The organism is Shewanella sp. GXUN23E, assembly GCF_050865035.1.
Taxonomy (GTDB): Bacteria; Pseudomonadota; Gammaproteobacteria; order Enterobacterales; family Shewanellaceae; genus Shewanella.
Genome location: NZ_JBOZWP010000012.1, coordinates 44675 through 60886, shown reverse-complemented (window position 1 = coordinate 60886; position 16212 = coordinate 44675). Strand labels below are relative to the sequence as shown.

At 51.0% G+C, this 16212-nt stretch carries 11 protein-coding genes; 3 read left to right on the top strand and 8 right to left on the bottom strand.

What is annotated here, in order from left to right; all coding sequences use genetic code 11:
• Window positions 1-216 precede the first annotated feature (216 nt).
• Window positions 217-996, top strand: coding sequence for a hypothetical protein (locus ACRRUX_RS11965; RefSeq protein WP_432530560.1), 780 nt, complete (start codon window positions 217-219; stop codon window positions 994-996).
• A gap of 320 nt (window positions 997-1316) precedes the next feature.
• Here ACRRUX_RS11965 and topA read toward each other — a convergent pair whose 3' ends face one another.
• On the bottom strand, window positions 1317-3962 hold the full coding sequence (topA, locus tag ACRRUX_RS11960) for a type I DNA topoisomerase (protein WP_432530558.1): 2646 nt from the start codon (window positions 3960-3962) through the stop codon (window positions 1317-1319).
• A gap of 391 nt (window positions 3963-4353) precedes the next feature.
• Here topA and astB point away from each other — a divergent pair, with 391 nt between their 5' ends.
• Window positions 4354-5688, top strand: coding sequence for an N-succinylarginine dihydrolase (gene astB, locus ACRRUX_RS11955; protein ID WP_432530556.1), 1335 nt, complete (start codon window positions 4354-4356; stop codon window positions 5686-5688).
• A gap of 53 nt (window positions 5689-5741) precedes the next feature.
• Here the strand turns inward: astB and ACRRUX_RS11950 are convergent, their stop codons facing one another.
• On the bottom strand, window positions 5742-8144 hold the full coding sequence (locus tag ACRRUX_RS11950; protein WP_432530554.1) for a hypothetical protein: 2403 nt from the start codon (window positions 8142-8144) through the stop codon (window positions 5742-5744).
• 224 nt (window positions 8145-8368) lie between these two features.
• On the opposite strand from ACRRUX_RS11950, the gene ACRRUX_RS11945 reads away from it, so the two are divergent.
• Entirely contained in the window at window positions 8369-9685 is a 1317-nt protein-coding gene (locus ACRRUX_RS11945) for a dicarboxylate/amino acid:cation symporter (protein ID WP_432530552.1), read from the top strand.
• 67 nt (window positions 9686-9752) lie between these two features.
• Here ACRRUX_RS11945 and ACRRUX_RS11940 read toward each other — a convergent pair whose 3' ends face one another.
• The 6 genes from ACRRUX_RS11940 to ACRRUX_RS11915 all read right to left on the bottom strand — a co-directional run bounded on the left by ACRRUX_RS11940 (window position 9753) and on the right by ACRRUX_RS11915 (window position 16150).
• The gene (locus tag ACRRUX_RS11940; RefSeq protein WP_432530550.1) at window positions 9753-11057 is read right to left on the bottom strand and encodes an inosine/guanosine kinase; all 1305 of its coding nucleotides are present in this window, start codon (window positions 11055-11057) and stop codon (window positions 9753-9755) included.
• A gap of 295 nt (window positions 11058-11352) precedes the next feature.
• Window positions 11353-11997 carry an adenylate kinase gene (adk, locus tag ACRRUX_RS11935; protein ID WP_432530548.1) on the bottom strand — a complete coding sequence of 215 codons (645 nt, stop codon included), beginning with the start codon at window positions 11995-11997 and terminating at the stop codon, window positions 11353-11355.
• A 211-nt stretch (window positions 11998-12208) separates the two neighbouring features.
• Entirely contained in the window at window positions 12209-13057 is an 849-nt protein-coding gene (locus ACRRUX_RS11930) for a co-chaperone YbbN (RefSeq protein WP_432530546.1), read from the bottom strand.
• 95 nt (window positions 13058-13152) lie between these two features.
• Window positions 13153-15066, bottom strand: a complete 1914-nt coding sequence (htpG, locus tag ACRRUX_RS11925; protein ID WP_432530544.1) for a molecular chaperone HtpG — start codon at window positions 15064-15066, stop codon at window positions 13153-13155.
• 143 nt (window positions 15067-15209) lie between these two features.
• On the bottom strand, window positions 15210-15809 hold the full coding sequence (gene recR / locus ACRRUX_RS11920; RefSeq protein WP_432530542.1) for a recombination mediator RecR: 600 nt from the start codon (window positions 15807-15809) through the stop codon (window positions 15210-15212).
• Window positions 15810-15820: 11 nt separating this feature from the next.
• Complete coding sequence (locus tag ACRRUX_RS11915) at window positions 15821-16150, bottom strand: YbaB/EbfC family nucleoid-associated protein (protein WP_432530540.1); 330 nt, start codon at window positions 16148-16150, stop codon at window positions 15821-15823.
• Between the last annotated feature and the right edge of the window lie 62 nt (window positions 16151-16212).

Sequence of the window (16212 nt, the reverse complement as noted above, 5' to 3'; positions counted from 1 at the left end):
GCTGGGCCGTAGTGGGATCCTGATAATCAGGCATAGAATGCTGTTCCGTTTCTATAATCAATGGTTATAGTACAGCCAAAATATTAAATCAAATCGGAATAAAGAGACAAGAGTAACTCACAAATGAGACAAGATTCGCGGCGTGGACTAAGATAACTATGCTAGATTATTGATTTAATGTAGCATTGGCACAACTAAGCAAATTCTGGATAACCTATGATTTTTTACCTGGTTCTCATTCTAATAGGCGCCCTTTTGCTGTTGGTTATCGGCATCAACATTATTCAGCAACAAAAAGACCGGATGGAAACAGAACGTCGCAACGAATTGATCCGTCAGCGTGCGATTCTTGAAGAGACGGAAGCCATTTTGTCTAACTCGGCCATGCTGCCCTGCTCCAATCAGATTATTCTCGTACTTTACCGCCGAATGAATGACGCTCTGATTGCTGCGGTCGCTGTTGCGTCCGACAAACAAAAAGGAGAGTACGAAAGACGTCAGTCAGATCTGGCCTCCCAGATTGATAGTCTTTCAAAAAATGCTGCAGCGGCACCACCACTGGAAAATTTCCGTCTGCCTGACAATGACAAGCAGGTGTTGCTGTTGGTTCAGTCGCTGAAGAAGCTCAAAGCGATTCTGAGGGCTGAAAACAACAAGGGAAAGGTTGACCCCAACATTTTCAGTCAGGAAGAGAAGCGTATCGATAATTTGCAGTTGCGGATCAATGTCGACTCCATGTTGAGCCGCGCTCGTTCTGCAATTGGGATAAAGCAGTATGGCAGTGCCAAACAGATGGTGACCAAAGCACTGACCACCCTCAATGCCCTGAAAGCTCAGTCTCCCAACGACCCTTTCATCAGCAAGAAAGCCGACGAAGCCAAGATGCTGCTGGATGAAGTCATGGGGGCTCAAAAGCGGGATGACCCGATTCCGGCGGCAAAGGAAAAATCCGAAGACGACCTGGATATTCTGTTTCAGCAAAAAAAGAAGTGGTAAGACATTTTATGAAAAGGAGCCGGCGGGCTCCTTTTTTTTGCCTCAAATCACCACCAACACCGCATCAAAAGCAAGCCTGGCCACCAACTTATAAGTCAAGGGGTCATAGCCAGACTAGACTCGCACTCCGCCCCCGTATTATCCGCGTCATTCCACCGCCTTGGAACCCCAGCAGATGTGAGATACCCCAACTCAGGATGTCTGAGGCAGTCGGAGAATCGTAAGAAAAGGTAAGCCTATCTGAGAAGCTTAGGTGCAAGTGCTTTCTACACCTGATTTAAAGTAAAAGCCCCGCAATCGCGGGGCTTTATCAGTGCGTTTTATTTAGCCTTGGCCGGAGCCTTTTTCTTGGCAGGTACTTCTTCAACCCACTTGCCATCGACAAACTTGGCAATCCAACCGGTTGCCTTGCCGTTAACCTCACTGGCAACGTACTGCTCTTTGGTCTTGCGGCTGAATTTCACCAGCGTCGGATTTCCCTCGGCATCAGTGACAGGCGCATCGGCCAGATATTGGTACTTGGGCCACAGCAACTCACGATATTTCGCCAACTCGGCTACCAAAGGTGCACGGGTCTCGCGAGATTTAGGGAATGTGCTGGCCGCCAGGAAGATACCCGCCGCACCGTCTCTGAGTACGAAATACGCATCCGATTTACTGCATTTCAGCTCAGGCAAGTGCACAGGATCTTCTTTTGGTGGTGCGACTTCACCATTTTTCAAAAGCTTACGTGTGTTCTTACAGTCAGCATTAGTGCAGCCAAAGTACTTGCCGAATCGGCCGTTCTTGAGCTCCATATCACTGCCACAACGGTCACATTCAATCACCGGACCTTCGTAGCCCTTGATCTTGAACTGTCCGAGCTCAACCTCATAGCCCGGGCAACTTGGGTTGTTACCACAGACATGCAGCTTACGGGTTTCATCCAGCAGGTAAGAGTCCATCGCGGTGCCGCAAAGATTACAGCGATGCTTGGCACGCAGGGCTTCCATCTCCGCATCTTCACTGCTGACCGCTTCGTCACCGGGAGTCAGGTTCATGGTGGTTTTGCAGCGCTCTTTCGGTGGCAAGGCATAACCACTGCACCCCAGGAATACCCCGGTAGTGCCGGTGCGGATCCCCATGGGGCGGCCACAGGTTGGGCAGGCGATGTCAGTCAGCACCATTTCATTGGGCTGCATACCACCGGCTTCCGGCTCCTGCTCGGCTTTGTCGAGTTGCCCGATAAAGTCCTGATAGAAACCGTCCAGTACCTGCTTCCACTGTTTGTCGCCTTTGGCGACATCGTCCAGTGTCTGTTCCATACCTGCGGTAAAATCGTAACTCATCAGCTCCTGGAAAGACTGCAGCAAACGCTCGCTGACAATTTCACCCATCTTTTCTGCATAGAAACGGCGGTTTTCGACTTTCACATAACCCCGATCCTGAATGGTCGAGATAATGGTGGCATAGGTAGAAGGACGACCAATACCCCGCTTTTCCAGCTCTTTTACCAGCGAAGCTTCGCTGTAACGGGCAGGAGGCTTGGTGAAGTGCTGCTTGGGATCCAGTGCCTGCAGGCTCAGCGATTCATCCACATCCACTACAGGCAAGGTATTGTCTTCTTCGTTTTTCTTCTTGAGCGCAGGCTGTACCCGGGTCCAACCATCAAAACGCAGAGTGCGACCATTGGCCCGCAGGGTGTAGTCACCGGCAGCAACGGTCAGACGAGTGGCATCATAACGGGCAGGCGTCATCTGGCAGGCCACAAATTGGCGCCAGATCAGCTCATACAAACGCTGCGCATCACGCTCCATATCGTTCAAAAACGCCGCTTCCACTTTGACGTTGGAAGGACGGATTGCCTCGTGGGCTTCCTGAGCGCCCTCTTTGCTGCCGTAGCGGATTGGTGCATCAGGCAGATAGGCATCACCGAAATCTTTGCCGATAAGCTCTCTGACGCTGTCCAGCGCTTCCTGACTCAAATTGGTAGAGTCGGTACGCATATAAGTAATATGGCCGGCTTCATACAGACGCTGTGCCAGCATCATGGTCTTTTTAACCCCAAACCCCAAACGGGTACTGGCCGCTTGCTGCAGGGTTGAGGTAATAAATGGCGCCGAAGGTTTGCTGGAGGTCGCTTTGTCCTCGCGCTCCACCACCCGGTAGCTGGCGCCTTTGAGCGCCTCTACTGCCGCCATTGCCTGAGCCTGATTGACTGGCTCAAACGCCTTACCCAGATGCTTGACCACTTCCATGCGCAGATTAGCCTGTCCCTGAGTCAGCAGATCGGCATGCACGTCCCAGAACTCTTCAGGTACAAAGGCTTTGATTTCGCTTTCGCGCTCGACGACCAAACGCACAGCCACGGACTGTACCCGTCCGGCAGACAAGCCGCGGGCCACTTTTTTCCACAGCAGTGGAGACACCATAAAGCCTACAACCCGATCAAGGAATCGACGGGCTTGCTGAGCATTTACCATATTGGTGTCCAGCTCTGCCGGGTGACTGAAAGCTTCCTGAATGGCTGTTTTGGTAATCTCGTTAAACACAACGCGCTTATACCGTGAAGGTTCGCCGCCAATCACCTGCTGCAGGTGCCAGGCAATCGCTTCCCCCTCACGGTCCAAATCCGTTGCCAGGTATATCTGATCCGCAGAATCAGCCAGGCTCTGGAGCTCTTTTACCACCTTTTCCTTACCCGGCAGTATTTGATAATTCGCCTGCCAGCCATGTTCGGGGTCTACCCCCATTCTGGCTACCAGAGATTGTTTCTCTTTCTGCTTTTTATAAGCTGCCTTTTCCTCGGCAGACATTTTTCGAACTTCGGCGGGAGACTTGGAGGCGGTCTTTCCTTCGGAAGAGGATGAGGTGGGCAGATCACGGATGTGACCCACACTGGATTTAACAATGAAATCTTTACCAAGATACTTATTGATCGTCTTGGCTTTGGCCGGCGATTCGACGATGACTAGCGATTTACCCATAGTATGATTTGCGCCAAAAAGTCTCAGGAAGGTGGAAAGTGGCACCATATATAGAGGGTTGTCCGACGAGTTTCAAGTCCGAGTCTCCGTTATATGCGCCAGCGAGTCACTTTTTAATCAAGCATGAAAAAAATGTAAAAAATAATATTGCGTAATTAAAAACTATTCTTTCATGTTTTACCACAGCAACCCCAATAGTTATGCAAATCACTGTCCGGATGCAAGTTCTGTCTTGGGAAGCTGCCTTGTTAAGCCTCGGGGCTTGGTTATACTGGGCCACAGTTAAACCTTGCCAGGAGCAGGATTAAGGCCCCTGTGCAAGACAGAAACAGTTTCGCCGGTAACTGCAATCTTCGCAAAATAATCATTATTAACCCTGCAAGGAAAAGCAATGAAGCAATTTGAAGCAAACTTTGATGGGCTTGTCGGGCCGACGCACAATTATGCTGGATTATCATTTGGTAATGTGGCTTCGTTAAATAATGCTGCCCAGAAATCCAATCCCAGAGCCGCTGCCAAACAAGGATTGCAAAAAGCCAAAGCCTTAGCCGAGATGGGAATGATACAGGGGATGCTGGCACCACAGGAGCGTCCTGATATTTACACCTTAAGACGCATAGGATTTTCGGGCAGCGACGCACAGGTTATCAACCAAGCTTATCAACAAGCACCGGCGCTCCTGAATGCCTGCTGCAGTGCATCAAGCATGTGGACCGCCAACGCTGCCACTGTGTCCCCCAGTGCTGATACCGCAGATGGCAAGCTGCACTTCACCCCCGCCAATCTGGTCGACAAACTGCACCGCAGTATTGAACCTGAAACCACAGGCAACATACTCAAAGCCATCTTCAACAATGAGCAATACTTCAGTCATCATCAGCATCTGCCTGAGCATGCCAGTTTCGGCGATGAAGGTGCAGCCAATCACACCCGCCTGTGCCAGGCCTATGGTGATAGGGGGCTTGAACTGTTCGTCTATGGCCAGCAGGCGACCAGCCCCAACGCTATCAAGCCCCGCAAATACCCTGCCAGGCAGACACTGGAAGCCTCACAGGCGGTGGCACGTTTGCATGGTCTTGATGACAGCACGACGGTATTCATTCAGCAAAACCCGGATGTCATCGATCAGGGCGTGTTCCACAATGACGTGATTTCAGTCGGAAATCAGAATGTGCTGTTCTATCATGAACAGGCGTTTCTCAATACCGATACTGCGTTTGACGAGATCCGCCGCAAACTCGCCGGAGATATCCATTTCATTAAGGTGCCCACGGCCAAAGTGGCGATTAATGATGCGGTAAAGAGCTACCTGTTCAATACCCAGATTATTACCCTGCCAAGTGGCAAAATGGTGATTATTGCGCCGACCGACTGCCAGGAAAATCCAGCAGTCAATGCTTACCTGCAGGAACTGCTCACCCTGGATACGCCCATCAAAGAAGTCAGATTTTTTGATGTGAAGCAAAGTATGCAAAACGGTGGCGGCCCTGCATGTTTGCGTTTGCGCGTAGCCATGAATGAACAGGAGCTGGCTGCCGTCAACCCAGGTGTGCTACTGACCCAAGCGCTGTTTGACAGACTCAATACCTGGGTCGAAAAACATTACCGGGATCAACTCTCTCAGGCCGATTTGGCCGACCCTCAGCTTGTGATTGAATCGCGCACCGCACTGGATGAACTGACGCAAATCATGCAGCTGGGCAGTGTTTACCGGTTTCAGAGATAGCCGAACATAAAATAGAAAAGGCGCCATAAGGCGCCTTTTCGTTAAAAAACAGATTACAGAATAATCACATCAATTGGATCAAATACTGTAGTTACCCCACCAGGAGTCACAACTTCCACTATCAATGACCCTGAATTAGGTTGATCTTCACCCTTAATAACCACAGTGAAACTGGTTCCGCCATTACTGTTCTCGTTAGGCCAGATATAACTGGCGGTATTGGTGATTGAACCGGCACTGGTCTTGAAATTAACCTCAGTCCCCTGAGGCATCGGTTGGTTATGCAAATCGGCAATAACCACTGTCACGCTGCCGGTACTTTTACCTGCAATGGTCAACTTGCCGTCACCATTATCTATACCTGTACTGTCCTTAATTTCGACCAGTGTTCCATATGCATCACCACCGGACATCACCAGAGTCAGACTGCCCCGCACATAGATCGACTTTTTCTTAACTGATCCATCAGCGCATCCACTATGAGCAGGAATACTGCACAGCACACCGTTATATACCCCATCCGGCTCGTCATAGACGCCATCAGCGTCAAAGTCGATCAGTTCCTCATTATCACCACCGGCTTCACCGCCAGCCTGCTGAGGGTTGAAATAGCCGTCTTCGTTATGGTCTACATAAGCGTCACCTTTATCATAAGGCGCCCCACTGACATCTTTTCCATTGATGAATTGCTGATATTCAGATTCATCAAAACGCCCGTTACCATTAAGATCCGGGAAAGACTCTTCCCCAATGGCATAAGCGGTTATCGTTGTTCGACCACCATAAGGCTGTCCCATAAATGGAATAACCTGAGCATAATAGTTCGGATCATCATCTAACCTGTTACCGGCGGGCCTGGGATTCTGGCTTTCCCACATAACGGTACAAGCACCATCAATAGTGGTACAGGAATCTTCAATGTCCCCACCTTCGGTGACAAAATTAACTGCAGTACCGTCACGAACTGGGTTGTTGAACGCATCTGAAAGGCGCGCAGTCACTTTTACCTGAGTACCATCAATCCCCCATGCTTCCGGGTTCAGAATTTCCGCAGATAGCGAGAAACTATCCTGATCAGGGATGCCGGTAGAGACAACAAGTTGACTGGACTGGCTTGAAATCGCAGGCGTCGTCCCGCTCACGGTAGCGGTTACCCTTACGGATGTCGCTACCGTTCCACTGTTAATGACAGTTTGAACAATGCCCAGATCATTGGTTGTTGCAGACTGAGGGTTAACAGCGATACCGCCAATATTGGTATTCAATGAAAACTCTACCAGCTTGTTATTCACAGGATTACCGTTGGTATCCAGCACTTTGAACTTGACTGTAGACGATTCATCACCACCTGTGCCCAAAATACCAATGTTTTCAGGGGTAGCGGATTGAAATACAATACTGCCAACCTCAGCAGACAACACATTGATAGTTCCTGTAGCAGACAGATTTTGTCCTCCAGCGTTGGCGGTAACATTTATAGGATCGTCACCAACACAACCTTTGGCAAGATAAGTACTTGTTGCAACGCCATTAATGGCCACAATAGGTGAACTTATTTCAGCTTTTGGATTGGTAGCGGTACTGCAGGTTGAACTGAAATTGACCTCCACGGGCTGGTTAAAGGCATTACCTTCGTCATCCTGAATTCGCACGCTCACTGTCGCTGTACCACCTGCGGATAAGGTCGCCAGGCTAACACCTGCTTTACCGGCGACAAAAGGATCACCACTTCCCATCAACACGTTTGTGGCGCCAATCACCACCAGCGTTTCGCCCTTTTCACCTGAGGCCAGGGTTGCTGTCACAACCCCGGCTCCCAGATTATTGCCGGCATAAATATCGACCGTCGCAATACCATTTCTGGTGACAGCCGTATCGATGGGCAACTCCCCTTTTGTCGTTGAAAAGGTCACAATCACCGGCTTGCTGATACCGGTAACATTGGCAGTGAGCTTTCCGGGAGTAATAGAGTTAATGGAATCAATTGGATTACCGGCACTGTCTGTCAGACTCAACACTACCTGAGCGCCTCCAGTGGCATCGCCACCATCACCAGCCATATTAAAGCCGACAGAATCACTCTCACCAGAGCCTATTGATGCGCTTACAGAGCCAGCCCCTTCTACTGAAGCTGTCCTCAATACTATACTGGCGACACCGGCACTGTTGGTTAGCGCAGTGCCTATAGCAGGATCGAATGTTCCCATACGACTGTCATTCAGACTGAAAGTCACCAATTCACCGGTGATAGGTAAGCCGCTGGAATTAAATACTGAAGCAGTTAATTCGGCCGGCGCTGCGGCCGTAATATCCGTATTGGATATTGCCAAATCAAGTTTCACAGTGGGAGTTGGGGTCGTTCCACCGCCATCTTCCGAGATACTTCCCCCACCGCTGCACGCGACCATAAACAAACATGCCAAACCGGCGAAAAAGACGTTAAACGCTGACTTCATGTCAGACTCCCTGTCAATTTAAACAAAATCCAAGTCACAGACTTTTTACTTATAGGCTAACTCTACACAATTTTCACCCAACAGATCCACGACAATAACAACCCATGTATCAGGATTTAGTCGGTTTTTAGTGCAAACAGAGATTTCCTGCCAGCAGGAATCCTGCTAGTCTCTATCAGCTTACATAAATATAAGAAACGCATAATAAACATATGGGAAGTGCTATGAATGCGACTAAAAACAGTAAATTTGGCTTGACCGGCAAGATATTGTTGGGCATGGGGACAGGTATATTTCTTGGTCTGCTGCTGCGAAATTTATTCCCTGCCAGTGAGTTTATTCAGGAATACATCACTGACGGACTGCTTCACGTTGTTGGAACTATTTTTATCTCCAGTTTGAAAATGCTGGTTGTTCCTCTGGTCTTTATTTCTTTGGTATGCGGTACCTGCTCGTTAAGCGAACCCTCCAAATTAGGACGACTGGGAGGAAAAACACTCGCGTTTTATCTGTTTACCACCGCGATTGCACTGACTATCGCCATTATGGCGGCTATTCTTGTCCATCCAGGTAACGCCTCATTGGCATCCGAAAGCATGAATTACAGTGCCAAGGAAGCGCCCAGTCTTGCCAGCGTGCTGATCAACATAGTGCCATCCAACCCACTCAAGGCCATGACTGACGGTAATATGCTGCAAATTATTATCTTTGCGGTGATCTTTGGTTTTGCTATCGCCCATATCGGGGATCGCGGCAAGCGTGTGGCTGCCCTGTTTGATGACCTCAATGAAGTCATCATGCGAGTGGTTACCCTGGTAATGCAACTGGCTCCTTACGGTGTATTTGCCCTGATGGCCAAGCTGGCGCTGTCTTTGGGCACTGAGACATTCAGCAGTGTGGTGCAGTATTTCCTGGTAGTACTGGGGGTACTGCTGGTACATGGCTTTGTGGTGTATCCGATTCTGCTCAAATTGTTCTCAGGCTTAAGTCCTTTTACCTTTGTGCGTAAGATGCGCGATGTGCAGCTGTTTGCCTTCAGCACTGCCAGCTCCAATGCCACCTTACCGGTCACCATAGAGACGGCAGAGCATCGGCTGGGAGCCCACAACAAGATTGCCTCCTTCACCCTGCCTCTTGGCGCCACCATTAACATGGATGGCACCGCGATTATGCAGGGGGTTGCCACTGTGTTTATCGCGCAGGTGTTCGGTATCGAACTGACGCTGACCGACTATGCCACAGTGGTGGTCACCGCTACCCTGGCGTCAATTGGCACGGCCGGGGTTCCTGGTGTCGGCCTCATCATGCTGGCCATGGTACTGAATCAGGTTGGCCTGCCGGTGGAAGGGATTGCACTGATTATTGGGGTCGACCGTCTGCTGGATATGGTACGCACCGCCGTAAACGTCACCGGCGATACCGTGGCTACTGTGGTAATAGCCAAATCAGAAGGAGAGTTTGATGAGCAGGTGTTCAACGATCCCAAAGCCGGCAAAACCTCAGGAAGCTTCGAGCAGGAAGTGCATAAAGCTGGACGTTAAGCTGCAATAATCAGGTTATGAAATACAGAAAAGGCGCCCTCAGGCGCCTTTTTCATTGGGATACAGATTAACGTTCCCAGTAACTTTCTTCCAGGCTGTCTTCACGCTCGGGCAAACCACGGGACAGGCGTGGACTGTGCTGCGCCAGTACTTCGTAAGCTACCCGGTTGGCATACTTACAAATTTGCGAAAACGACGAGTAACACAGGCCATCACGCTTATGCTTGCTGGAGCCGGGAACATTGGCCTTGTGGAAGGTATTGGCTGACAGATCATGCAGCAACGCAGACAGAGCACCATCACCCGCACCATTGGTGTTGCGGATCCGCTCCGGACCACCCATGTATGGGGAAATATGAGCGTACACCTTCAACGGTTGCTCACAGTCCTGCTTGAGCTTTGGACGGGAGAATTCATAGCGGTTGAACTCAGGAATTGAGCCTGGCAGCAAAGGATGTGATGTTTCACGCTTCTCGTTGTCATCGGTATAACCTGCGGTATACAAACCGGCAGGGCCGGCCGTCAGCAAAATCATATCGCACCACTCCAGTGTCGCCTCACAGGCCTGCAGCGGATCTTTATGGCCGGTAAGCGCCTCAGCCTCATCCTCATTCATCGCCAGAATGGTAACGTGTTCCCGGATGAAATTTTGCCACCAGAGCGGATCTTCGGCGATCAAAAAGCGGGTGCCCAACGTCAGTACCACAGGCACTTCTGCCGCTTTGGCATACTCAATGGCCTTCATGGCGGCATCGGTAATACCATCCCCTTCGCTGGCTCGCATCAAATACGCGGTCAGTACCAGCGCAGAGCCACCCTGAACCACATCCTGATCAATATAATCTGGGGTGAGTTTGTCCATGGCCCCTTTACTGATGGCGAAAGTACGCTCGCCACATTCAGAGATCAGGGTAAAACAACGGCCAATAGGGCCATCAACAGGTTGCAGATAGTTCAGATCCACCTTTGATGAGGTGTGGCACAAATAACGATAGGAGTAACTGCCCACTTCGATATTTTTGGACATCACCCCAAACAGCACAGAGCGGTCGTCAGCCAAAATGGAGTAATTGTGCACTGTATTGCCAATGGTGCCACCGGCAAACTCATCACTGATGAGGCCCTGGCTTTGCAGCTCAGTATACAGAGCGTGCGCCTGCTCATCGTTGATCAGCGTGGAGTTCCCTTTTGGCAGATTGTAACGGGCCAGCAGTTCGTCTTCGACTTTGGCCTCAATATCAACCAGTGTCTGATCGATACCACTGATATAAGTGGTAAAAGGCTCTGGCAGCTGAGTCAGCTGAGCCAACAGAGGATCTCGGGTTTTGACAGGAAAATAATGCTTGGATTTGCGCTGACCGGGAAACTTCATATCTCATTCTCTGTTGCGGCGTCCATGCTCTGCTGATAACGACTCACTCCTGCCGCTACCGTAAAAATTAAGCTTACGCCAGAATCCAAAAACCTCACAACACAGGAGGTGTGCGGTGCATTTTTGCCCTGGTTTGAAGGCGGCAGATTCTACCACAAATCAGCCGCTTCACCAGTCATTCAACAGATTTTTCAGCGTGGCCTGCGCAGCAAATCAATTTCCACTCTCCGGGGCCAAGCTTTTGTCCGGTAACAAAAAAGCCCGCAAACGCGGGCTTTTTAAGCAACACAGAAGATTACTTCAGCGCAGCAACGACCTGAGCAGTCACATCGGCAACGGACTGAGTGCCATCGAACTTGCTGTATTTGGTGTTACCTTCAGCAGCCATATTACCGTAGTAGTTCACCAGCGGCTTGGTCTGCTCATGATAAATATCCAGACGCTTGCGTACTGTGGATTCTTCATCATCCGGACGAATAACCAGATCTTCACCGGTCACGTCATCCTTACCTTCTACTTTAGGTGGATTGAATACCACATGGTAAGTACGGCCAGAACCTGGATGTACACGACGGCCGCTCATACGCTTGACGATCTCTTCATCCGGTACATCAATTTCAACCACATGGTCGATGTTGATACCATTGGCTACCATAGCGTCAGCCTGAGGAATGGTGCGTGGGAAACCGTCCAGCAGGAAGCCCTTGGCACAATCGTCCTGAGCAATGCGCTCTTTTACCAGACCGATGATCAAATCATCGGAAACCAGTTGACCTGCATCCATCACCTTTTTGGCTTCCAGACCCAGCGGAGTTCCCGCTTTCACTGCGGCACGCAGCATGTCGCCGGTGGAGATTTGTGGAATACCAAAGTGCCCCATAATGAATTGAGCCTGGGTTCCTTTACCGGCACCCGGGGCGCCCAACAGGATAATGCGCATTTCAGAAATCCTCTCGTTTCGCATTCGTATATGTTTTCGGGCAGCGATCTTCGCACATATGGCTGCCATATAGAAGGGCTTTTACTAAGACCTTAGACTAAGCTCGCTTAATATTTCATCGTCTTATCGAATCTGGGAAGGTGCGAACAAGTCCTCGCAGAGCAAGCACTGGACTTATTCGCACCTTCCTGAGTTCTGCACCGACGTTAGATCAGTACAGCAATGAGTACAGTTTGCGACGATATTGATTGGCCAGAACATTGCCCTGACCGATGGCGGTCAGAATATCCAGAAATACCTGTTTGACCTGACCATTGCCCGCACCCAAATCCTGCTTAAGCACATCAAACAGCAGTGCCAGTGCTTCTTCATCTCGGTGTGCCTGATGCAGCGCTTTGGCAAGTTGCTGACGAATATCCAGATTATCGGGCGTTGCCTCAAACTTTTGCTGCAACTCGCGGATTTCCGGTGTATCAGCCGCCTCCTGAGCCAGTTGCAACTTGGCCATCAGGGTCTGATAGTAGCTGTCCTGTCCGGCAAGCCCTACCGCATTAAGCTCGGTTTCTGCCGCCGCCAGCTCATGAGCCTGTAAATACGCATCTGCCAGCGCCAGACGAATATCATCGCCGGGTTTGGCCTGCAGGGCCTGAGTCAACAACGCTATCGCCTGTTGTAACTGACTGTCGTCCGGATTGGCCGCCAGTATTTGCCGCGCCTCGTCCAACTGCAGTTGCCACACAGGTGGCAGATGTTTCTCCAGCAACGCCGACAGCGCCGCGGCATCCTGAGGCCCGGCCAGACCATCCACCGGCTGCCCCTGACTGAGCAGCAATATGGTGGGCAGTGCCTGAATACGGAAGTAAGAAGCGATTTCCATCTGCGCTTCGCAATCCACCTTCGCCAGAATGAACCGGCCCCGACACAATTGCTCCAGAGTCTGCACAGTCGCCACACTCTCGGGCTGCTGCCCAGCCCAAAAGGCCAGCACAACCAGCTTTTCCATGCTGGCATTGACGACGTCCTGAATGTTCTCTTTAGTTAAATCCAGAATAGTTTCCATAATCTTCCCCAGGCGGTATGGCTCAACATGCCTTGCTCAGCCATACCGTCTCAGTCCGCTGAAAAACGGGGCCCAAAGGCCCCGTTATCATCACATTACTTGAGTCCGGCCAACAACATATTGTTCATCAGCTTAATGAAGCTGGACGGATCGGCCAGGCTGCCTTTTTCTGACAGAAGTGCCTGTTGCAGGATCAGGTTGGCCCAGTCAGCAAAGGCCTGCTCATCCTGCTCGTCGTTCAAACGCTGAACCAGCGGATGCGCAGGATTGAGTTCAAACACCGGCTTGGATTCAGGCACTGCCTGACCAGCCGCCTGCATCAACTTGATCATCTGGGAAGACATCTCGCCTTCACCGGCGACCACACAGGCTGGCGTGTCGGTCAGACGGGAAGTCACCTTCACCTCTTTGACCTTATCGCCCAGAGCAGTCTTGAAGCGCGCCACCAGCGACTCGCTCTCTTTGGCCAGTTTTTCCTGCTGCTCTTTCTCAGCAGCATCTTCCAGCTCACCCAGATCCAGATCGCCCTGAGTCACGCTGTGCAGCTGTTTCTCTTTATATTCATTGAGATGGTTAACCAGCCACTCGTCGATGCGCTCACTCATCAGCAGCACTTCTACGCCTTTTTTGCGCAGCAATTCCAGATGTGGGCTGTTGGCTGCGGCCTCATAGCTGTCTGCCACAATATAGTAAATGTGCTTCTGCCCGTCTTTCATGCGGCTGATGTAGTCATCCAGCGACACAGTCGGCGCCGCCGAATCCGCATGAGTGGAAGCGAAACGCAGCAGACCGGCGATGCGCTCCTTGTTGGCGAAATCTTCCGCCGGGCCTTCTTTCATCACCTGACCAAATTCGCTCCAGAACTGCTGGTACTTGTCAGCGTCGTCTTTGGCCAGCTTTTCCAGCATGCCCAAAACCCGCTTGGTCAGCGCATTACGCAGGGTACGGGTGACTTTGTTGTCCTGCAAAATTTCACGGGAGACGTTCAGCGGCAGGTCGTTGGAGTCAATGAGGCCCTGCACAAACCGCAGGTAGGACGGCATAAACTGCTCGGCGTCATCCATAATGAACACCCGCTGCACAAACAGCTTCAGGCCATGCTTGCGGTCACGGTTCCACATATCCCAGGGGGCTTTGGATGGAATGTACAGCAGGCTGGTGTATTCCTGATTACCTTCCACCTTGTTGTGCGACCAGGTCAGCGGATCGGCAAAATCGTGGGAGATATGCTTGTAGAACTCTTTGTACTCTTCGTCGGTCACTTCCGAGCGGGAACGCATCCACAGGGCGGTGGCTTTGTTCATCACCTTCCACTGACCTTCGGTGGCAGGGATTTTCTCGCCATCCGGACCTTCATGCTCAGGAGTCCCTTCTTCCCACATTTCTACCGGAATGGAGATATGGTCTGAGTACTTGGTGATGATGGAGCGCAGACGCCATTCGTCAGCGAACTCTTTTTCCTCTTCACGCAGGTGCAGAGTGATTTCGGTACCGCGGTTGTTTTTGGTGATGGTTTCCACAGTGAAGTTGCCTTCACCTTCAGACTCCCACTTCACCCCTTCATCGGCTTTGTGACCGGCGGCACGGGTGCGCACAGTCACCTTGTCGGCCACGATAAAGGCGGAATAGAAGCCTACACCAAACTGACCGATAAGCTGAGAATCCCGGGCCGCATCACCGGACAGATTCTTGAAAAACTCAGCCGTACCGGACTTGGCAATGGTACCCAGATGTTCGATGACACCATCACGGGTCATACCAATACCATTATCCTCGATGGTAATGGTGCGCTTTTCGCTGTCAGCGCTGATCCGCACCCGCAATTGACCATCGCCTTCGTACAGGGCGTCATTGGTCAGAGCCAGGTAGCGCAGCTTGTCGGCAGCGTCGGCGGCGTTGGACACCAGCTCCCGCAAAAAGATCTCTTTGTTGGAGTACAAAGAGTGGATCATCAAATGCAGCAGCTGTTTGACTTCGGTCTGAAAACCATGAGTTTCCTGATGTGACATAAGTTTTTCCCTTGTTGTTACACAATGAACTGTTATCAAAGATGGGGCCGGGAAAATGCTTTTCAAGGGAAAAAATTCACATTGCAAACAAACGGCTAAAAAAAAACCAGACATAAAGTCTGGTTTTCGTGCCTGACGGCGATTCAGAACGACTGGCGACCGGTAAAGGCCAGTGCCAGTGTGGTACTGTCGACATATTCAAGCTCACCGCCCACGGGGACGCCGTGAGCGATACGGCTGACATTGACCTGATAGCGTCTGGCAATATCCGCGATAAAGTGCGCGGTGGCATCCCCCTCAACGGTGGGATTGGTGGCCAGGATCAATTCACTGACCTTGCCTGCAGCCAGATGTTCTTCCAGCAATGACAGCCCAAGTTCCTCAGGCCCGACACCGTCGAGCGGTGACAGATGCCCCAGCAGCACAAAATAGCGGCCGCTGAAATGACCTCCGGCTTCAATCGCCAGCACGTCTGCCGGCGTCTCCACCACACAAATGGTGTCTGATTGTCCCCGACGGGCGCTGTCACAAATAGGACAAAGCGTCTGCTCGGTGAAGGTACGACACGACCGGCAGTGGCCCACCTCACTCATGGCTCTGGCCATGACATCGGCAAGATTCTTACCCGCAGGACGTCCCCGCTCGAGCAGGTGGAACGCCATACGCTGGGCAGATTTTGGGCCCACACCGGGCAAACATCTGAGGGATTGGATCAACTCATCCACCAGAGGAGAGAACTTCATATCAGCTCCGCTTAGAATGGCAGCTTCATGCCAGGAGGCAGTTGCATGCCACCGGTCACTTCGGCCATTTTGGCTTTCTGATTTTCTTCAATGCGACGTGCTGCATCGTTGCAGGCAGCAGCGATCAGATCTTCCAGCATCTCTTTGTCGTCTTCCAGCAGGCTGGGATCGATTTCCACTTTACGTACGTTGTGAGATCCAGTCATGGTCACTTTTACCAGGCCGGCACCGGCTTCACCGGTCATTTCCATGCGGGCAATTTCTTCCTGCATGCGAGCCATTTTCTCTTGCATCATCTGGGCCTGCTTCATCAGGTTGCCCATTCCGCCTTTTCCAAACATAGTCTTACTTCTCTAGAGTTAAATAGCGTTAAGTCGGCTAATCTTACTGAATTCAGATAGAT

Coding starts and splice junctions, on each gene's coding strand:
- astB (WP_432530556.1), top strand. CDS start 4,354: ATGAAGCAATTTGAAGCAAACTTTGATGGGCTTGTCGGGCCGACGCAC.
- htpG (WP_432530544.1), bottom strand. CDS start 15,066: ATGTCACATCAGGAAACTCATGGTTTTCAGACCGAAGTCAAACAGCTG.
- ACRRUX_RS11930 (WP_432530546.1), bottom strand. CDS start 13,057: ATGGAAACTATTCTGGATTTAACTAAAGAGAACATTCAGGACGTCGTC.
- ACRRUX_RS11950 (WP_432530554.1), bottom strand. CDS start 8,144: ATGAAGTCAGCGTTTAACGTCTTTTTCGCCGGTTTGGCATGTTTGTTT.
- ACRRUX_RS11965 (WP_432530560.1), top strand. CDS start 217: ATGATTTTTTACCTGGTTCTCATTCTAATAGGCGCCCTTTTGCTGTTG.
- ACRRUX_RS11915 (WP_432530540.1), bottom strand. CDS start 16,150: ATGTTTGGAAAAGGCGGAATGGGCAACCTGATGAAGCAGGCCCAGATG.
- ACRRUX_RS11945 (WP_432530552.1), top strand. CDS start 8,369: ATGAATGCGACTAAAAACAGTAAATTTGGCTTGACCGGCAAGATATTG.
- adk (WP_432530548.1), bottom strand. CDS start 11,997: ATGCGCATTATCCTGTTGGGCGCCCCGGGTGCCGGTAAAGGAACCCAG.
- recR (WP_432530542.1), bottom strand. CDS start 15,809: ATGAAGTTCTCTCCTCTGGTGGATGAGTTGATCCAATCCCTCAGATGT.
- topA (WP_432530558.1), bottom strand. CDS start 3,962: ATGGGTAAATCGCTAGTCATCGTCGAATCGCCGGCCAAAGCCAAGACG.
- ACRRUX_RS11940 (WP_432530550.1), bottom strand. CDS start 11,057: ATGAAGTTTCCCGGTCAGCGCAAATCCAAGCATTATTTTCCTGTCAAA.